Consider the following 17,860-nt stretch of genomic DNA (forward strand, 5'->3'; position numbering starts at 1 on the left):
AAGCAGTTTTGAATCTTTTGATTCAGAACTGTTTTTTTTTACCAATAGTAAACACTCGTTTAAATAATTACATACTTATGTTACGATATAAAAAATATAGCGTAATAAAGGAGGCCATAACTATGGAAACAGAAAAAATAAGCTCTATTAGTAGTTGCTGAGGACCTTCCCATGAAGGTGTTGGTCAACACCAAGAAGAGAGTCAAGAGAATTGTCTTGTTTGTGGTGAAAAGCTAGCTTATTTAGAAATAGGCAAAGTGCTTAGATGTATGGACTGCGGTAAGCAAGAATTAGGCTATGTCCATTGTGCAAAGGGGCATTATATTTGTGACCATTGTCATGGAGAAAAATCCTTCAATATCATTTTAGGTTTAATTGCCTCTGCAGAGGGAATAAACCCATTATTAATAGGAGAACAAATCATTAATGAAGCCCCCATACCAATGTTGGGCTGTGAACATGCTTGGGTTGCAGCGGGCTCACTATTGGCTGCTATAAAAAATCACGGGGAAATTGATGTCACAGAAGAGCAACTAATAGAAGTCTTAAATAGAACAAAAAAACAAGCCATAGGAGCCTATTGTGGCTTGACAGGAATTTGTGGAGTAGCCCCAGCTATTGGTGCTGTCTATAGTGTTATTTTAGGAGCAGCCTGCCCTAAAAATGAAGAGACAGCAGCTACCATGCATGTGGTTTCAAAGGTTATTGAAGCCATAGCTAATGAAACAGGTCCCTGCTGTTGTAAAAACTTTGTACATACAGCCCTAAAGGTTGCCTGTGATTATTCGGAAAAATATCTTGAAATACAGCTTCCATCTACTCATGATATTGTTTGTCAGCACAGTGATCGACATCCCCATGGGTGTAGAGAGCAGCAATGTAGCTACTACTCTAATCAAAAGGAAGCCAAGAGAACAGTATAGAATTAAGTATGCTACTCATTAGAAGTCTCACCATTTTTAAAATACTGACAAACAAAACTTTGGAATTCGGCTTCTAATGGAGAGGGAGAACGATGCTTATGATAGACAAAATAAAAGTTTCTTTGTAAATTTAGGTCTTTAATTCTATGGGCACTTAATAGATTATACTTAATCTCATCTTCAACAGCCTTACTAGATAGGAAGGAAACCCCCAAGCCTCTACGGATACATTGCTTTATGGCCTCAGTATTTTCAATAAAAGCCACTATTTTTAGATCGGATACAGCAAAGCCCGTTGTATTCAACGACTCTTCGAAAAGAGCTCTAGTACCAGAACCCTTTTCTCTAAAAATAAACTTTTCCTTCAATATATCTTGAAGGGTGAGTTCAGCATGAGAATGATTATAGGGTTCGGTGTAGGGAGTAACGAACAGTAGTTCATCATGATTTAGTTCCACATATTGAAGCTGTTTATGAGGGATATTGCGTCCGATAATGCCGAAATCAATTTCTCCATTGATAATACCATCTACTACCTGTTTTGAGTCATAGTGGCGCATGGTAAAGGTAACATGAGGATACATTTTATTGAATTCACATATGAGATCTGGAATAATATATTGTTCTGGGATTGTGCTGGAAGCAAGTTCAATATTACCTGATATTTGCCCTTCAAACTCCCCAAGCTTAAATATGGCCTTATGCTTCAAATTAATCATACTGATAGCATAGTCATACAATAAATCTCCAGCCTTGGTAGCTGTAATTTTTTTGTTTGAACGATTAATAAGTATTGTGTTGAGTTGTTTTTCTAAGTTTGAAATATGACTGCTTATGGTAGGTTGGCTTAGATATAAATGCTGTCCTGCCTTTGAAAAGTTCTTGAACTTTACAACGGCGACAAAGGCTTCTAATTGTTTGAAATCCATTGTGATTCCTCCTATTTCATAATAAAATATACTTGTGAGGATAAAGCATAAAAGTTTTAGATATCCTAATTTCTATTTTAAGCTTAATTTCATGTGATGTATAATGGTATTGGAAAAAATAATCATACAGTGTGAGTCAATAGAAAAATGAAATAGAGCCACCTATGGAAAAACAATAGTAACATGTATTTTAATTGTATCTTAGGCTCATCTAGGATAGACCTATTTGTCTGATACCACAATTCATATAGAAGATTTCAATAGTTGGGTTCAATGTGATAATAACTTCCTATGACTATGTTGATTAATTGCAATTGATTACTCTCATAATAATTGATAGACTTATAAATGTAGTATCATTAACAAATGAATGAACATGACAATCATATTTTGTAGCCATTATTGTTCATGGACAAATTGCCAGAAAACAAGGAGGATATTCGATGAAAAAAGTAACGGAAGATATGACAATTGCAGAAGTATTAAAAATGGATAGAGAAGTGGCTGGTATTTTTATGAAATACGGACTACATTGTCTAGGATGCCCTGGAGCAACTATGGAAAGTATTTCCGATGCAGGAAACGTACATGGTATAGATGTGAGTTTACTCATAGCTGATCTAAATAAACACTTTGAGTCTAACTAAAACAAAAATCACATAGAAAATTGAGAAAGAAGCTATCTTAACGTTACGTTAAGATAGCTTCTTTACATAAGTTAACAAAAAATTAACAGTGACATTATTGACAAAAAAACAAAAAATGAATATACTAAAAACAAACACATAGATAAGTATCTATATAAAGGGAAAAGGTGGAATATATGGACGATCAAGTAGAAATACTAAAAGCTTTGGCAGATAAAAATAGACTGCTCATTATAGAGATGCTTTCCTGTGGGGAGCTGTGTGCCTGCGATATTATGGATGGACTAGCGTTAACACAGCCAACAATTTCACATCACATGAAGATTCTACAGCATGCTAAGCTTGTGAAGAGAAGAAAGGAAGGGAAATGGGTATTTTATTCGATTAATCAAGAAAAAGTCGATGAACTCCAGGGCTTTCTTAAACACCTAACGTCATTTAAAGAAGACTGTGTTTGTAAAGGAGCTACTCAAGAAAGCTGTTATTGTAGATAAACGTTAAACAATTGTAATGCATATGATATCAATGAAGCCCAAGGATGAGGTGAAATTTGATGAAAATTACCGTAGATCAAGAGGCAATTGAATATATTTTACAACATGGAGAATCTGCAACTATAAGATACAGTAAAAAAGGCTGATGCCATTCTGGGGTAGTGGATGTACCGGTAATATATCTAGGCGAGCCCCAAGATAATCTGGATGATTATTTAAAGTATGAATTAGAAAAAGTGACGCTGTATTATCCTAAAAAGTTAGAGACTGAAAGACAGGAAATACTCATCTCTGTTTCAAAACTATTTAGATGGAAAAAACTAACCCTTGAAGGGTACTAGAGAAAGATACAAGGAGGAATAGTGATGAAAAAAAAGGTAGCATTTGTATGTGTTCACAATTCTTGTCGTTCACAAATGGCAGAGGGGTGGGCGAAAAAGTTAGGCAGTCATGTACTGGAAGTATACTCAGCTGGAACAGAAGACTATCCAGAAGTAAAGCCTGGGGCAGTTCAAGTAATGGAGGAAGCAGGAGTCGATATGAGTGAACACAGTCCTAAGCTATTAACTGATATTCCAGAAGAAGTTGATTATCTGATTACCATGGGATGCAATGTCGTGTGCCCCTTTGTACCATGCAGTCACAGTGAAGATTGGGGACTTGAGGATCCCTCTGGTGGACCAACGGAAGGTTTTAGAAATACAAGGGATCTGATTAAGGCAAAGGTAGAGGACTTCATCAAAAGAGTAGAAAATAACGAAATATAAAGACGCTTAAGTAAATCAATGCAACATAGACTTTTTATTTTTAAAATGATGTAGAAAATATTTTTTAGGAGGAGATATTGATGGGCAATGAAAATGTTGTTCAAGAGGGAAAAGGGATTGGTTTTTTTGAGAGATATTTAACTGTGTGGGTAGCTGCATGTATTGTTGTTGGAGTGGCGATTGGCCAATTAATACCAGCCGTTCCAGAGACATTAAGTCGATGGGAATATGCCCAAGTGTCTATCCCTGTAGCAATTCTAATTTGGTTAATGATTTATCCCATGATGCTAAAGATTGACTTTACCAGTATTGTAGAAGCCACTAAAAAGCCTAAGGGTATCATTGTCACCTGTGTTACCAATTGGTTAATCAAACCATTTACAATGTATTTAATTGCGGCTTTCTTTTTTAAGATTGTATTCCAAAATTTGATTCCAGAGAGTTTAGCCAATGATTACTTGGCAGGTGCAGTGCTATTGGGAGCCGCTCCTTGTACTGCAATGGTATTTGTTTGGAGTCATTTAACAAAGGGCGACCCAGCCTATACATTGGTACAGGTAGCGGTTAATAATATTATATTACTATTTGCCTTTACACCTATTGTTGCGGTTTTACTAGGAATCACTGACGTCATTGTTCCCTATGACACATTGTTTTTATCTGTTGTTTTATTTATTGTGATTCCTTTAGTTGGAGGCTATTTATCTAGAAAATATATTGTACAAAGTAAAGGGATAGAGTATTTTGAAAATGTATTTCTTAAGAAATTTGATAATGTAACGATTGTTGGGTTATTACTAACATTAGTGATTATCTTTACCTTTCAAGCAGAGGTTATATTAAGCAATCCATTACATGTGTTATTAATCGCCATACCATTAACCATTCAGACGTTCTTTATCTTTTTCTTGGCCTATGGATGGGCAAAGGCGTGGAAATTGCCCCACAACATTGCTTCACCTGCTGGAATGATTGGTGCAAGTAACTTCTTTGAATTGGCAGTGGCAGTAGCCATCACACTGTTTGGTTTGAACTCAGGAGCAACCCTAGCAACGGTGGTCGGTGTTTTAGTAGAGGTGCCAGTCATGTTAACATTGGTTAAAATTTCCAACAGAACAAGACACTGGTTTCCTGAGGTAGCAAGAGAAAATTAAATATAATCATAAAAGAATATAATTGAAAGGATGAGTATAAATGAAAATTGAAATCTATGATCCGCCAATGTGCTGTTCCTCAGGAATCTGTGGACCGAGCGTTGATGACACATTAATCAAGTTAAACGAGGATATAGAGCTTTTAAAAAAGGAGTATCCTGATGCATCTGTAGAAAGATATATGATTACACAGCAACCCTTGAAGTTTAGAGAGAATGAAGCAGTTTTTAAAATGGTAAAGGAAAAGGGAAAAGAGATCCTACCCATTACAACGGTTAATGGAAAAATCATTAAATACAGTGGATATGCAACTTATGAGGAAATTCAAACACACCTATAGGAGATGAATAACATGCAAACAAAATTCATGCTTTTTTCTGGTAAGGGTGGGGTCGGCAAAACTTCAATGGCTTCCACAACTGCAGTGCATTATGCAGAAAAAGGTAAGAAAACCCTAATTGTTACAACGGATCCTGCAGCTAACTTATCCGATGTATTTGAGCAGGAAATTGGACATAAAGTCACCCCTATTAATGGAGTGAAAAGTCTTTATGCAATGGAAATAGACCCAGACAAAGCAACAGAGGAGTACAAAGAAAGATCCCTCGCCCCTATGCGAGAATTATTTGATGAAGATTTAGTGAAGGTAGCGGAAGAGCAGTTAAGTGGACCGTGTACAGAGGAAATGGCTGCCTTTGATAAGTTCATTGATTTTATGGATACTGATGAATATGAAGTGATTATTTTTGATACAGCCCCTACGGGTCATACCATTCGTTTATTAGAACTACCGGTGGATTGGAGTAAGCATATAGAGGAGAGTGCCAAGGGCAGTGGACAAACTTGTATGGGACCTGTGGCATTGATCCAGGATAGTAAGAAAAAGTATGATGATGCCATTGCCATATTAAGAGATCGGAGTCAAACTGAATTTGTCTTTGTGATGCAGCCAGAGGAAACCTCTCTAGAGGAAACCCAAAGATCTTCAAAGGACCTTGCACAAATTGGGATTCACACAACAAAGGTGATTATTAACGGATTAATTCCAGAAGAAGAAACCATAGTGCCTTTCTTTAAAGGAAAATATGATCGCCAACAGAAGGTAATTGACAAATCTAAGGATCTCTTTAGTGATCTGATGATTCAAACCATGGAGCTATTTGATAGTGAGCTAAAGGGTGTAGAGATGTTTATAAAAAGTGCAGAGAAACTCTTTGAAGGAAGTGATACCAATGAATAAATTCTCTACTAAACTCTATCCAATAGATGCAGAGAGAAAGAACATCTTCTTTTCAGGAAAGGGGGGTGTTGGGAAAACTTCAATGGCCTGTATTACTGCGGTAGAAACAGCTCAAAAAGGCTATAAAACCCTATTATTGACCACGGACCCTGCTGCCCATATTGGGAATGTATTGGATCAGCCCGTTGGGGACAAAATTGCTGCTGTAGCAGGTATCGATAATTTATACGCCGTAAAGATTGATCAAAAAAAAGCAACAGAAGAGTATAAGGAAAATATCTTAAAGGATGCAGAAGTAAAATTTGATCCAACCACAATTATGGCCATGAAGGAAGAATTAGACTCTCCTTGTACGGAAGAAATGGCATCCTTTCAAAAATTTGTTGAATATGCCAGTGGAGATGACTTTCAGGTGATTGTAATTGACACAGCTCCTACGGGTCATACCCTAAGGCTATTAGAACTGCCTATGGACTGGAGCAAGCAAATTCAGTTAAAAGCAGGAGCATCTGTTGAAGTCAGTGATGAGGATAAACGGCAAAAAGAACGGTTCGATAAGGTTATTAATATGATGAAGGATGAAAAAGTAACTACATTTGCCTTTGTGATGTACCCTGAAAGGACACCAATAATCGAAGCCTACCGTGCATCAAAGGAGCTAGAAACACTAGATATTAAAACACAGCTAGTGGTAGCCAACTTAATCATCCCAGAGGAGCAAGCCCTGACGCCTTTTTATCAAAAGAGAAGAAAAATGCAGCTAGGGTATATTGAAGAAATGAAGGAAACTTTTAAGGATGCTACACTTTTAGAAGTGCCTATGTTTGGTGAAGAGATCAAAGGGTTGGATCTGTTAAAAGAAATTGCAAATCAAATATTTTAAGGGGTATTAACGTAGGTAAGTCATCATATTTGTAAAAAGATGACTTACCTTGTTTCGCTTAGAAAAGGGGGAAAACAGATGAAAAGCTTAGGATATAAAGTACAGCAAATAGAGACCAATACAATTAAAAAGATATACTTAGAGTTGACGGATCGATGCAATTTAGATTGTTCTATATGTTACAGAAAAGGCTGGGGAATCTCCCCAAAGGACATGGAACTGAGGGTACTAGATAAATTTATTAAGGATATTGAGGGAATCGAAGGGATAGAAACAATTGTCCTTGGAGGAATAGGGGAACCCACCTATCATGGTGACATTCTAGACATTTTAGAAAAACTGAAGGGGTATAATCTTCATATGACAACCAATGGAACGCTGCTCACTGAAGACTTAATGAAAAAAATGATTGAGACTGTACATACGATTACTGTCTCTGTTGATGGGATGCAAGAAAAATTTAAGGAAATCAGAGGTATAGAATTAAATTTAATTGTGGAGAGCCTTAAGAATTTAGAAAAATTAAAGCAACAGATGAACTCTCCATATCCGAAGGTAGAGCTGCAATTTGTTGTATCTAGAGATAATATAAGTGATATATATAAGGTTGTCCAATTAGCCAGTGACTTGAATAGTAGCCGTTTAATTATATCTAATTTGATTCCCCAGGGAGAAGATCATAAGGATAATATTGTGTATGAAATTTACCCCACGGAGGAAAATAAAAACCTTTTAACTAAAATTCGCAATTATGCTTTGGGCAAGGGGTTGAATATTCATATTCCAGCCATGGCTTTGAAGACGGAGCGTTCTTGTAACTTTATTGAAGACATGACAACCTTTATTACCTCCACTGGAGAAGTAACCCCTTGCTATAGACTGTCTCATGATGGTGATGAGTATGTGTTTGGAAGGGATAAGAAGGTGAAAAAGTATTCCTTTGGGAATATAATGGATACGCCTTTATTAGATATATGGAATAATGAAAGATATCATCAGTTCAGATATACCCTCCATAATAATTTATACCCTTCCTGTATGGATTGTGACTTAGTAGAAGGATGTGAATTGCCAAGAGAATCAGAAGATTGTTTTGGGAATACAATAAGTTGTAGTGATTGTTTGTGGGGGAGGAAGTTTGTTGTTTGTCCTTAATATTGTTTTGTCTTTATAGAAGCGAAGAAAAGATTATAGATTAACAAAAACAGTTGAATAATAAAATGAGTCATGGCATAGTAGTGAAATGTCATGGCTCATTTTATTTATTATATAAAAAACGTAAAGAGATTGATTGAGATAGAAATAATTGAAACAATGTAATTTCTCTTGTCTAATAATATTATTTTTGATAAAGTATTGTTAAAGAAACAAAACCATTTGATACCCAATAATAAATCCTTAGTAGGAATGGATGATGAATATATGATGAGGAAAGATATTTCCGCAGTGGTGTTAGCAGGGGGAAACAGCAAAAGAATGGGACAAAATAAGGCGCTACTCAAACTGGGAGAAAGAACCATGATAGAGGTGATTGTGGAAAATTTAAAACCACTATTTAGTGAGATCATTGTGGTGACAAATAACTCAGAGCAGTACCCAATGCTTAAAGGGGTTCGGTTTGCTCCAGACCGAATACAAATGGTGGAAAAGAACTCTTTAATAGGGTTATATACAGGTCTTTGGGAAGCGAAAAATGATTGTATTTTCGTTGTTGCCTGTGACATGCCTCTTCTAAATACAGCTTTGATGCAGTATATGATTGAAAATCTAGAAGGGGAGGACATACTGATCCCCTATTTAGAAGGACATTACCAACCGTTGCATGCAATTTATGGTAAAAAATGCTTGGAGCCTATGGAAATGTTATTAGAAAAAGGGGACTATAAGATATTGAATTTTTTTGAGAAAGTTGTTGTGAAACATATAGATGAAGCACATGTAAAGAGGTTTGATCCTTATTTACAAAGCTTTTTAAATGTGAATAATCACAAGGAATATCAAGATTTAAAAGAGCGTTGCTTTGATGAAAAGAGTGAAGGTTGAGTCGCATTAGGGTGAATTTTGTGTTAATTTGTCGCAAAAAACTTGTATAGAAGATAAATAATTGTTATAATGAGATTAGTTAAAAAAATAACTACCTAATAATCAATATCATTTAATCAAAGACACTTGTATACTTTCAACACGTGAACTACTTATTTAATTAGCCAACTAAACCTTTTAAAAAGTTTATAATCTAAAACGATAAGGTGAAAAAGTAGTTCTGTGGTGAATATTTTTGTCTCAATCCATTGATACATTTCAATGTGTCTATTTCAACTGGAAGCGTGTTTAATCTTTCTTCCTAACTGATATAGGAAGATAAATATATCCTTATATTTATGAATAAGGTAAAAGGAGGTTGGTTTAATGAAATTAACAAGAAGAACCTTTTTGGGCAGTTCAATCGCTTTGACAATTGCAACAGCTTTTGGATTGTCAGGCTGTAGCAAGAAGCCTGAGACATTACAAGAAACAGAAGGAACTGGCGTAGAGGTTCAAAAGTTGGCCGAAGGTCAGTGGAAAGCCAGTGGGTGTTTAGGGTGTACCTCTTGGTGTGCAAAGCAAGTCTACATGGTGGATGGAAGAGCCATCAAAATTCAGGGGCATCCTGACTCGAAGGTTCATGGTGCAAACGATTGTCCCCGTGCACATTTGGCTGTTCAACAGGTCTATGATGCTGATCGAATCAAACAACCAATGAAACGAACGAATCCTAAAAAAGGGAAAAATGAAGATCCAGGATTTGTACCTATTTCTTGGGATGAGGCAATGGAACTTTTTGCAGATAAAATCATGGAATTAAGAAACAATGATGAAACCCATAAATTTGGTCTGTTCCGTGGAAGATACACAAACATCAATGATTTGTTCTATGGAAATTTACCTAAGATTATTGGGTCACCCAATAATATTTCCCATAGTTCTATTTGTGCAGAAGCAGAAAAATTTGGACCCTACTATACCCAAGGTTACTGGAATTATAGGGATTATGATGTAAGAAATACAAAATATATTATTTGCTGGGGAGTAGATCCACTGTGTTCTAACCGTCAAGTATCCCATTACTTAAATGTTTTTGGTGAACTACTTGAGAAGGGTGTTAAAATCGCTACCATTGATCCAAAACATTCAGCTACTGCTGCTAAGTCTCATGTTTGGATGCCAGTGAAACCAGGTCAAGATGGTGCATTAGCTACGGCTATGGCCCATGTGATCTTAACAGAAGGATTATGGTCTAGGGAATTTGTTGGTGAGTTCAAGGATGGTGAAAACCACTTTGTTGCTGGTAATACTGTAGATGAGGATAACTTTGAAGAAAATCATACCTATGGAATTACCAAGTGGTGGAACTTAGAATTAAAGGATCGCACACCGGAATGGGCAGAAGCCATTTGTGGAGTAGATGCAGCTACCATTAGAAAAGTAGCTACTGACTTTGCCAATGCGGCACCACAAGCCCTTGTATTTATGGGTGGTGGATCAAACATGCAGGTTCGTGGGGGATACAACTCCATGGCAGTCCATGCATTAAATGGATTAGTTGGATCTGCTGAACATGAAGGCGGTACCATTACAGGAAGAAGTCCGAAGTTAAATGGATTTACAAAGCCTGATGACTTTATGGATGAAATGGCTCAGAAAAATACTAAGATGCAAAAAATAGATCAAAGGGGATATAAGGAATTCCCAGCACTAAAGGATGGAAAATCCGGTGGTGGTGTGGTAACAAATCGAGTTGCTGATGCAATTTTAGCAGAAGATCCTTATTTGCCTAAGGTCATGATTGGATACTTCTGTAACTTTAACTATTCCTGTACAGAAACTGAACGTTGGAATAAGGCCATGGAAAAGATTGAATTCTTTGCACACTGTGTCACCCACTATTCTGAAATGGGACATTTTGCAGATTTATTACTACCATCTACCCATCATATGTTTGAGCAAATGAGTGCTGCAGCTCAAAAGGGTAATGGGTTTACACACCTGTGGATTGCTGAAAGATTAATTGAACCATTCTATGATGTGAAAAATCCGGAGTCAGAAATACCATGGATGTTAGCAGAAAAATTAGAAGAAAAAGGCTTTGGAAATTTAATGGATTACTTGAAAACCTTTAAAGATCCAGAAACAGATAAAGAACCTACAAATGGATTGGAACTAGAGTTACATGCTTTCAAAATCCGCACCCAACCAATTTGGGATCCAGCTGAGTATGCAGAAACTGGAAATAATGGAACGAAATATAATAGCTGGGATGAGTTTATTCAAGCAGGTATTTGGAACTCTGATGCTTATGAATTTAAAAAACTATGGAGTAACATGCCGACAGAAACAGGGAAATTTGAATTCTATAGTGAAACATTAAAGAAAGCTTTAGCTGGACATGCAGAAAAACACAATACAGATATTGATGATATTTTAGCTACATGTAAATATGATGTTGTAGGAGAAAGAGCCTTTATTCCTCATTATGAAGAGCCTTATATGGTAGGAACTGAATCTGAATATCCCTTTGCATTTATTGACTCTAAGTCTCGATTAACTAGAGAAGGTAGAGCTGCTAACTGTTCGTGGTTCCAAGAATTTAAGGATGTGGATGCTGGAGATGTTAAATGGGGAGATTGTATTAAAATGAACCCTGAAGATGCAGCAAAATTGGGACTACAGGATGGGGAGTTGGTTAAAGTTACTTCACCGACAGGTGAGATGACTACTACCCTAAAAACATGGGTTGCCCTACGACCAGGAACTGTACAAAAGAACTTTGGTCAAGGACATTGGGCCATGGGACATGTTGCTGCTGAAGATTTTGAGGGACGAGTAGCACGTGGTGCAAATAGCAATGACATGATACCTTCTGAGTTTGAACGCTTAAGTGGGTCAACGGCATACTATGGAAGCTTTAGAGTTCGGATCGAAAAGGCATAGAAATCGAAAAAGTGGAGGTGTTGTAATTGGCTAAATGTGGAATGGTCATTGACCAGAGAAGATGTACAGGTTGCGCAGCTTGCTCAATTGCCTGTAAAAATGAAAACAATGTACCCGATGGGATTTATTGGTCTCATTATATTATGGAAACCAAGGGTGAATTCCCCAATATAATACAAAATTATATTTCAACCCTATGTAATCACTGTGAGGATGCTCCCTGCGTGACAGCTTGTCCAGTGAATCCTAAGGCAATGTATAAACAAGATAACGGTATTACAATGCATGATGAAGAGACCTGTATAGGATGTCGTGCCTGTGAAACTGCATGTCCCTATGGTGTCATTTATTACAATGATGAAGAACCTTTTGGGAAATGGCGTTCTGGCGATGGTGCTGAATTAACGGAAAAAGTCGGGGGAAATGTGATTCCATACTATAACCCTGATCGTGCAGCAAGCTATGCTGGGATCAGAAGAGGGAATAAAGTAGAAAAGTGCACATTCTGTGATCATAGAGTTGCCAATGGTGAGGAACCATACTGTGTGGATGCTTGTCCTTCAAATGCCAGAACATTTGGGGATTTGGATGACTCAAGTAGCGAGGTAAGCAAACTACTGGCAAACAATGATAGTTTGGTGCTACAACCAGAAGAAAACACAAAACCACAAGTATACTATATTAATAAATTTGACGTTAAAGAATAATGGTTAACTTGGTGAGAAACAGGAAGTACTCCTGTTTCTCACCAAAATTCTTTTAGAAATGAGGGAGATACCGTGGAAAATTTTCAAGTTCATGAACAGTTGAGATGTGCCATGTACAATTTGTTAGCACAGTGCTATAAAATGCCAGAAATAGCATTGAAGGAAGAAAAAGTAATTGAAACATTGGGAGAACTTTTACCCCTCATAAATGATGAAGCTGCTAACTATGTAAAGGAAATGATGGTTGAATTAAGCCAAGAAGGAAAACTAGAAGAAATTAAAAAAGAGTATCTAAAGTTATTTGTGGGACCTAAAACGCTTTTGGCCCCTCCTTATGGTTCTTTATATTTAGAAAACAAAGGGCAGGTAATGGGTCCATCAACCCATGATGCAATGAGAATGTATCATGAAGCCGGCTTAGAGAAAGCAACAGATTTCAGAGAGCCTCCAGATCATATTCGTGTTGAATTAGAATTCATGTATTATTTAATTGCAAATGTAATCGAGTCCTGTGAAGATGGAAATTGGGATGGGGCAGAGAAATATGTTCAGCTACAATTAGAATTTTTGACAAAGCATATCGGTAGTTGGGTAAGACCTTTCACACAAAATGTAAATCAAAATGCCAAAACCAAGTTTTATCAAAACTTAGGATTAATCACAGAAATTTTTATTAGACAAGAGTGTGTGAAGGACAGTCTAGCCATGAAGGAAGAATTTATTGAACTTAAGCAGTCATCTAATAATTAGGAATACCACAGTAAGTAAGATGTTATCAGGAAGAAGCAAATTCAGATGAGGAGGTAGAAGAACTTGTTAATGAAATATTTGATGCAAAAGTTGATCATAGAAAACTATTCCAGTATTGATAAGAAACGCTGCCTTTATCAGCGGAATCAAGCTGAACCCTGTCGCATCTGTCAAGATCATTGTCCTTCGGAAGCCATTTCTTTAACAAAGAGCTGTGTAGAGATTGATGAGGAGGTTTGTAAAGGATGCGGTATATGCAAAAGCACTTGTCCTTCTCAAGCCATCACATTAAAAGAGTTTGGTGAGGAAAAGAATTTACAAAATCTCAATCCAAATGAAGTCGTATTGATAGGCTGTAAGCAAGAAACAAGTGAAGGAAATATTTTGTTTCCTTGCTTAAATGGGTTGCATAAAGAATATTTAGTGATATTGATGTTGCTTATGAAAGGCAAAAGGATATACTTTAATGTAAGTCAGTGTGAGAATTGTTATATTGAAAAGGGGTGTCACTATTTCATCCAAGCCTTAACAAAGGCAGAAACCGTTATCAATGGCTTAGGAATGGACGCTAACATATCTCTTATTTATCACAAGGAAGATTTGCCAAGCTATACAACCCAGGTAATGTCTAGGAGAGAACTATTTACCCTATTCAAGGATGGATCGGTGCATATGACCTTAGACGCAACCAGTAGCATCTTAGGGAAAAATAATGTTAAGGATTTTAGAACTAGAAACCTATTAGTTGATATGCTGAAGGAAGAAAATGATTTAAATAAAGAAGCACCACATCATTTTGAATCACTCTTTACAACCTGGAGTCTAGATTCCAAATGCAATGGGTGTGGTCTATGTGAAGCAGTGTGTCCATGGAAGGCATGGCAGATAGAGCGGTCAGATGAGGTAAATATCAGTCATCATGCAAGACGGTGCAGATCCTGTACTCTTTGTCATGAACTATGCCCTCAGAAAGCCATTAACAAGGATGCTTTTTCTTTAAATTTACTAGCGGGGGCGGCAGTAAAGACAACGATTCCTCTGGTCAAATGCCATAATTGTAATAAAAAATATGTTCAAAAAACAAGTGAACAGCAATTGTGTAATACTTGTAGTAAAAGGAAAAAATTGAAAAAGTCTGTTATATAAAGAAATGGGAAAATAACAAAGAAACTCTGATATAATAAATGAAATGAGCAAGTCACCTTCTACGACGGTCAAAGTAGAAGAGTTTGGACAAGGTTTTGTCCAGTCAATTTGTAAAGAAGGATGAAGTGTGTTGAATTGGGAGGAAAATTTGTTCAAGCTAAAGAATGATATTGCAAGTAATGAGGAGGTAAAATATGTTTGGTAAATTAGGAATGCCTGAATTAGTGTTAATTTTTGCTGTTGCCCTTGTCATCTTTGGACCTTCAAAGCTACCTGAAATAGGGAAATCTCTTGGGAAAAGCATTAAGGAGTTTAAAAAATTCTCAAAGGAAATGAAGGATGATCTCTCTCTAGAGGAAAGGGAGACAAAAGATAAAGATACAGTGAAGGTCAAAGAAGAGTAACCAATACGATGACTGATGGGTTGATCCCTAAGAAAGGGAGGATAAAATGAAAGTTGTTAAAACGGAAGAAGCAGTGGGAATGGTATTAGGCCATGATATAACAGAAATTGTACCCGGCGCCTTTAAGGGAGTGGCTTTTAAAAAAGGGCATGTGATTAAGTCTGAGGATATCGAAAGGCTACTACGAATTGGAAAAGAACATATTTATATATTTGAAATGAAGGAAAATGAAATTCACGAAGATGAGGCAGCCATTAGCCTAGGAAAATTAGTGTGTGGGGAAGGAATTCACTTTACAGAGCCCCGTGAGGGGAAGATCAATATCCTTGCAAAGGAAAAAGGTCTTTTAAAGATTGATCGAGATTTATTGGATGCTGTCAATGACTTAGGGGATATTTGCTTGGCTACAATCCATGGGAATCGATCCATTGAGAAGGATGGACTGATTGGTGGGTGTCGTGTGATTCCCTTAACGATCCACAAGGAGAAAATAGAATCAGCAGCAGAAATTTTAAAGGACAAGAAACCCATGCTCCAAGTAAAGCCATTTAAGAGGCTGAAAACCGCTGTCATTGTCACTGGAAGTGAAGTGTATAAAGGAAGAATAGAAGATAAGTTTGGTCCGGTGATTGAAAAAAAGATCGCTGCCTTTGATTCCGAAATTATTGATAAGACGATTGTTCCAGACGAGCTAGATGTCATCAAAGATAATATATTAAAATGCAAGGACATGGGGGCTGAACTCATTATTGTGACTGGGGGCATGTCAGTAGATCCCGATGATAAAACACCAGGAGCCATTAAGGCAACGGGAGCAGATATCATCGCCTATGGCACACCGGTTTTACCGGGAGCCATGTTATTGTTTGCATATTTAGATGGTGTTCCAGTATTTGGATTACCAGGATGCGTCATGTTTGCCCATACAACAGCCTTTGATATTTTACTGCCAAGGGTGTTTGCAGGAGAAAAAATTGTGCGCAAAGACATTACCCGTATGGGATATGGTGGGCAGTGCTTAAAATGCGAAGTTTGCACTTTCCCAAATTGTCACTTTGGGAAGTATTAAGGAGGAAGTAAATGCGAACTAATATTTCGTTAGAAGAAGCATTAGAAATATTATTAAAGGAAAGCAATCAAACGGAACCGATTCATGTGCCATTGATGGACAGTTTAGGGAGCGTCTTGGCGGAAGAGATCCTGTCAGATATGAACATGCCTCCCTTCGATAAGTCCCCTTTAGATGGATATGCTGTTTGTTCAGAGGATATAAAGGGAGTATCAAAGGAAAATCCCATTAGGTTAAACGTAATTGATTTTGTCCCAGCAGGATATGTATCGGAAAAAACCATCAGTAAGGGACAGGCAATACGAATTATGACAGGTGCGAAAATACCTGAGGGAGCCGATGTGATCATTCGATTTGAAGACACAGACTTTACTGATGATTCAGTAACCATATATACTGCCTATTCTACTGGAAGCAATATTAGTAAAATGGGAGAAGATATGAAAATTGGAGATAGCGTAATCCAAGAGGGAACCGTAATAGACGCCCCAGAGATCGGAATACTAGCTACATTAGGAAAAAGCTTTGTACAGGTGTATCGTAAGCCAAGAATAGCCATACTGTCAACTGGAGACGAGCTAATCGATATACAACAACCATTAGTAGATGGGAAGATTAGAAATAGTAACTCTTATACAGTTGCTGCTCAAATAAAGAAGGTGGGAGCAAAGCCACTAATGCTAGGTATTTGTGATGATGGCATTGACACCATCGTTGAAAAACTTAAGTCTGCCTTAGGCTGGGCAGATATGATCATCACAACGGGAGGGGTTTCCGTAGGGGACTGTGATCTAGTGAAGGAAGCATTTCAAGAGGCCGGAGCAGAAATGTTGTTTTGGAGAGTTAGAATGAAACCTGGAACACCAATTGCTGTAGCTAAATATGGAAATAAGCTGATCTTTGGACTATCGGGAAATCCTGCCGCTGCTTATATTACCTTTGAACAATTTGTTCGCCCTATTATTTTGAAACAAATGGGAAGACAAAAATATAAGTTAATGGAAGTCGAAAGTATATTAGAAAACGGATTTACGAAAACAAGTAGTCAAAATCGCTTTGTTCGAGCTCATACATTTTATCAAGATGGGAAATATTATACCCAGTTCCCAGAAAAACACAGTTCAGGGGTACTTTCTAGTCTATCTGGAACAAACTCTTTATTTTATGTTCCATCAGGGACAGGTCCTCATGAGGCAGGAGATAAAGTAAAAGTGCAACTATTAGACCACCCGGAGGTGTTAAAATGATACCAGTATTTTCAATTGTAGGAAAGAACTCAAATACAGGCAAAACAACGGTTTTATGCAATATTATTGGAGAGTTAAAAGCTAGGGGTTATCGAGTTGCTACCATTAAACATGATGTCCATGGCTTTGATATTGATCATCCAGGCAAGGATACATGGAAGCATGGGCAAGCGGGGTCAGATATTGTTATGATCTCATCTCCAGAGAAGTTTGCCATGATCGAAAAGGTTCAAGAGGAATATACCTTAGATGAAATCCTTGAAAAAATAACCAATGTGGATATTGTCATCACTGAAGGATATAAAAGAGAAAACAAACCTAAATTAGAGGTATTTAGATCAGCGGCAGCGAAGGAACTTTTATGTGAAGAACATGAGCTATTCGCTCTTGTTACTGATGTGTCCTTTGAAAAGAGTATTCCCCAGTTTAGTTTTGAAGAAATTTCTCAACTGGTTGACTTGATTGAGGCTAGGTTTTTACAGAAATAAAAGGTTAAATAAGAATGAAAAAACCACATCTAGTATAAATA

19 protein-coding genes and 1 pseudogene are annotated in these 17,860 nt (G+C 37.1%); 19 read left to right on the plus strand and 1 reads right to left on the minus strand.

Going from position 1 to position 17,860, the window contains the following annotated elements:
• Positions 1-122: 122 nt before the first annotated feature.
• Positions 123-923 (plus strand): DUF5714 domain-containing protein, encoded by an 801-nt coding sequence (locus tag AMET_RS04835; RefSeq protein ID WP_408626394.1) that lies wholly within the window; start codon positions 123-125, stop codon positions 921-923.
• An 11-nt stretch (positions 924-934) separates the two neighbouring features.
• Here the strand turns inward: AMET_RS04835 and AMET_RS04840 are convergent, their stop codons facing one another.
• Positions 935-1,852, minus strand: a complete 918-nt coding sequence (locus AMET_RS04840) for a selenium metabolism-associated LysR family transcriptional regulator (RefSeq protein ID WP_012062238.1) — start codon at positions 1,850-1,852, stop codon at positions 935-937.
• Between the two features lie 443 nt (positions 1,853-2,295).
• On the opposite strand from AMET_RS04840, the gene AMET_RS04845 reads away from it, so the two are divergent.
• From AMET_RS04845 to mobB, 18 genes and pseudogenes are all read left to right on the plus strand, one after another.
• Positions 2,296-2,499 carry a DUF1858 domain-containing protein gene (locus AMET_RS04845; RefSeq protein ID WP_012062239.1) on the plus strand — a complete coding sequence of 68 codons (204 nt, stop codon included), beginning with the start codon at positions 2,296-2,298 and terminating at the stop codon, positions 2,497-2,499.
• A 176-nt stretch (positions 2,500-2,675) separates the two neighbouring features.
• Positions 2,676-2,993: an ArsR/SmtB family transcription factor gene (locus tag AMET_RS04850; protein WP_012062240.1), complete on the plus strand. Its 318-nt coding sequence runs from the start codon at positions 2,676-2,678 to the stop codon at positions 2,991-2,993.
• Between the two features lie 158 nt (positions 2,994-3,151).
• Positions 3,152-3,334 (plus strand): annotated as a pseudogene (locus tag AMET_RS04855) (hypothetical protein); the annotation flags it as partial.
• 24 nt (positions 3,335-3,358) lie between these two features.
• The gene (locus tag AMET_RS04860) at positions 3,359-3,760 is read left to right on the plus strand and encodes an arsenate reductase ArsC (protein WP_012062242.1); all 402 of its coding nucleotides are present in this window, start codon (positions 3,359-3,361) and stop codon (positions 3,758-3,760) included.
• Positions 3,761-3,840: 80 nt separating this feature from the next.
• On the plus strand, positions 3,841-4,914 hold the full coding sequence (gene arsB / locus AMET_RS04865) for an ACR3 family arsenite efflux transporter (RefSeq protein WP_012062243.1): 1,074 nt from the start codon (positions 3,841-3,843) through the stop codon (positions 4,912-4,914).
• Positions 4,915-4,954: 40 nt separating this feature from the next.
• Positions 4,955-5,254, plus strand: coding sequence for an arsenite efflux transporter metallochaperone ArsD (arsD, locus tag AMET_RS04870; protein WP_012062244.1), 300 nt, complete (start codon positions 4,955-4,957; stop codon positions 5,252-5,254).
• Positions 5,255-5,266: 12 nt separating this feature from the next.
• On the plus strand, positions 5,267-6,154 hold the full coding sequence (locus AMET_RS04875; protein ID WP_012062245.1) for an ArsA family ATPase: 888 nt from the start codon (positions 5,267-5,269) through the stop codon (positions 6,152-6,154).
• Entirely contained in the window at positions 6,147-7,037 is an 891-nt protein-coding gene (locus AMET_RS04880; protein ID WP_012062246.1) for an ArsA family ATPase, read from the plus strand. The genes AMET_RS04875 and AMET_RS04880 overlap by 8 nt, the downstream gene beginning before the upstream one ends.
• A gap of 78 nt (positions 7,038-7,115) precedes the next feature.
• Positions 7,116-8,192 carry a tungsten cofactor oxidoreductase radical SAM maturase gene (locus AMET_RS04885; RefSeq protein ID WP_012062247.1) on the plus strand — a complete coding sequence of 359 codons (1,077 nt, stop codon included), beginning with the start codon at positions 7,116-7,118 and terminating at the stop codon, positions 8,190-8,192.
• A gap of 171 nt (positions 8,193-8,363) precedes the next feature.
• Positions 8,364-9,080 carry a molybdenum cofactor guanylyltransferase gene (locus AMET_RS04890; RefSeq protein ID WP_012062248.1) on the plus strand — a complete coding sequence of 239 codons (717 nt, stop codon included), beginning with the start codon at positions 8,364-8,366 and terminating at the stop codon, positions 9,078-9,080.
• A 366-nt stretch (positions 9,081-9,446) separates the two neighbouring features.
• Positions 9,447-12,008: a molybdopterin-dependent oxidoreductase gene (locus tag AMET_RS04895; protein WP_012062249.1), complete on the plus strand. Its 2,562-nt coding sequence runs from the start codon at positions 9,447-9,449 to the stop codon at positions 12,006-12,008.
• Between the two features lie 26 nt (positions 12,009-12,034).
• Positions 12,035-12,715, plus strand: coding sequence for a 4Fe-4S dicluster domain-containing protein (locus AMET_RS04900; protein ID WP_012062250.1), 681 nt, complete (start codon positions 12,035-12,037; stop codon positions 12,713-12,715).
• 72 nt (positions 12,716-12,787) lie between these two features.
• On the plus strand, positions 12,788-13,465 hold the full coding sequence (locus AMET_RS04905) for a TorD/DmsD family molecular chaperone (RefSeq protein ID WP_012062251.1): 678 nt from the start codon (positions 12,788-12,790) through the stop codon (positions 13,463-13,465).
• A gap of 69 nt (positions 13,466-13,534) precedes the next feature.
• Entirely contained in the window at positions 13,535-14,611 is a 1,077-nt protein-coding gene (locus AMET_RS04910) for an ATP-binding protein (RefSeq protein WP_242661457.1), read from the plus strand.
• 194 nt (positions 14,612-14,805) lie between these two features.
• Positions 14,806-15,015 (plus strand): twin-arginine translocase TatA/TatE family subunit, encoded by a 210-nt coding sequence (locus AMET_RS04915; RefSeq protein WP_012062253.1) that lies wholly within the window; start codon positions 14,806-14,808, stop codon positions 15,013-15,015.
• Positions 15,016-15,061: 46 nt separating this feature from the next.
• The gene (locus tag AMET_RS04920) at positions 15,062-16,084 is read left to right on the plus strand and encodes a molybdopterin-binding protein (RefSeq protein WP_012062254.1); all 1,023 of its coding nucleotides are present in this window, start codon (positions 15,062-15,064) and stop codon (positions 16,082-16,084) included.
• A gap of 11 nt (positions 16,085-16,095) precedes the next feature.
• Positions 16,096-17,331: a molybdopterin molybdotransferase MoeA gene (locus tag AMET_RS04925; RefSeq protein ID WP_012062255.1), complete on the plus strand. Its 1,236-nt coding sequence runs from the start codon at positions 16,096-16,098 to the stop codon at positions 17,329-17,331.
• A complete protein-coding gene (gene mobB, locus AMET_RS04930) occupies positions 17,328-17,819 on the plus strand; it encodes a molybdopterin-guanine dinucleotide biosynthesis protein B (RefSeq protein WP_012062256.1) in 492 nt (163 codons plus the stop codon). Before AMET_RS04925 ends, mobB begins: the two co-directional genes overlap by 4 nt.
• Positions 17,820-17,860: the final 41 nt, after the last annotated feature.

Origin of the sequence: Alkaliphilus metalliredigens QYMF (genome assembly GCF_000016985.1) — a bacterium.
GTDB lineage: Bacteria > Bacillota > Clostridia > Peptostreptococcales > Natronincolaceae > Alkaliphilus_A > Alkaliphilus_A metalliredigens.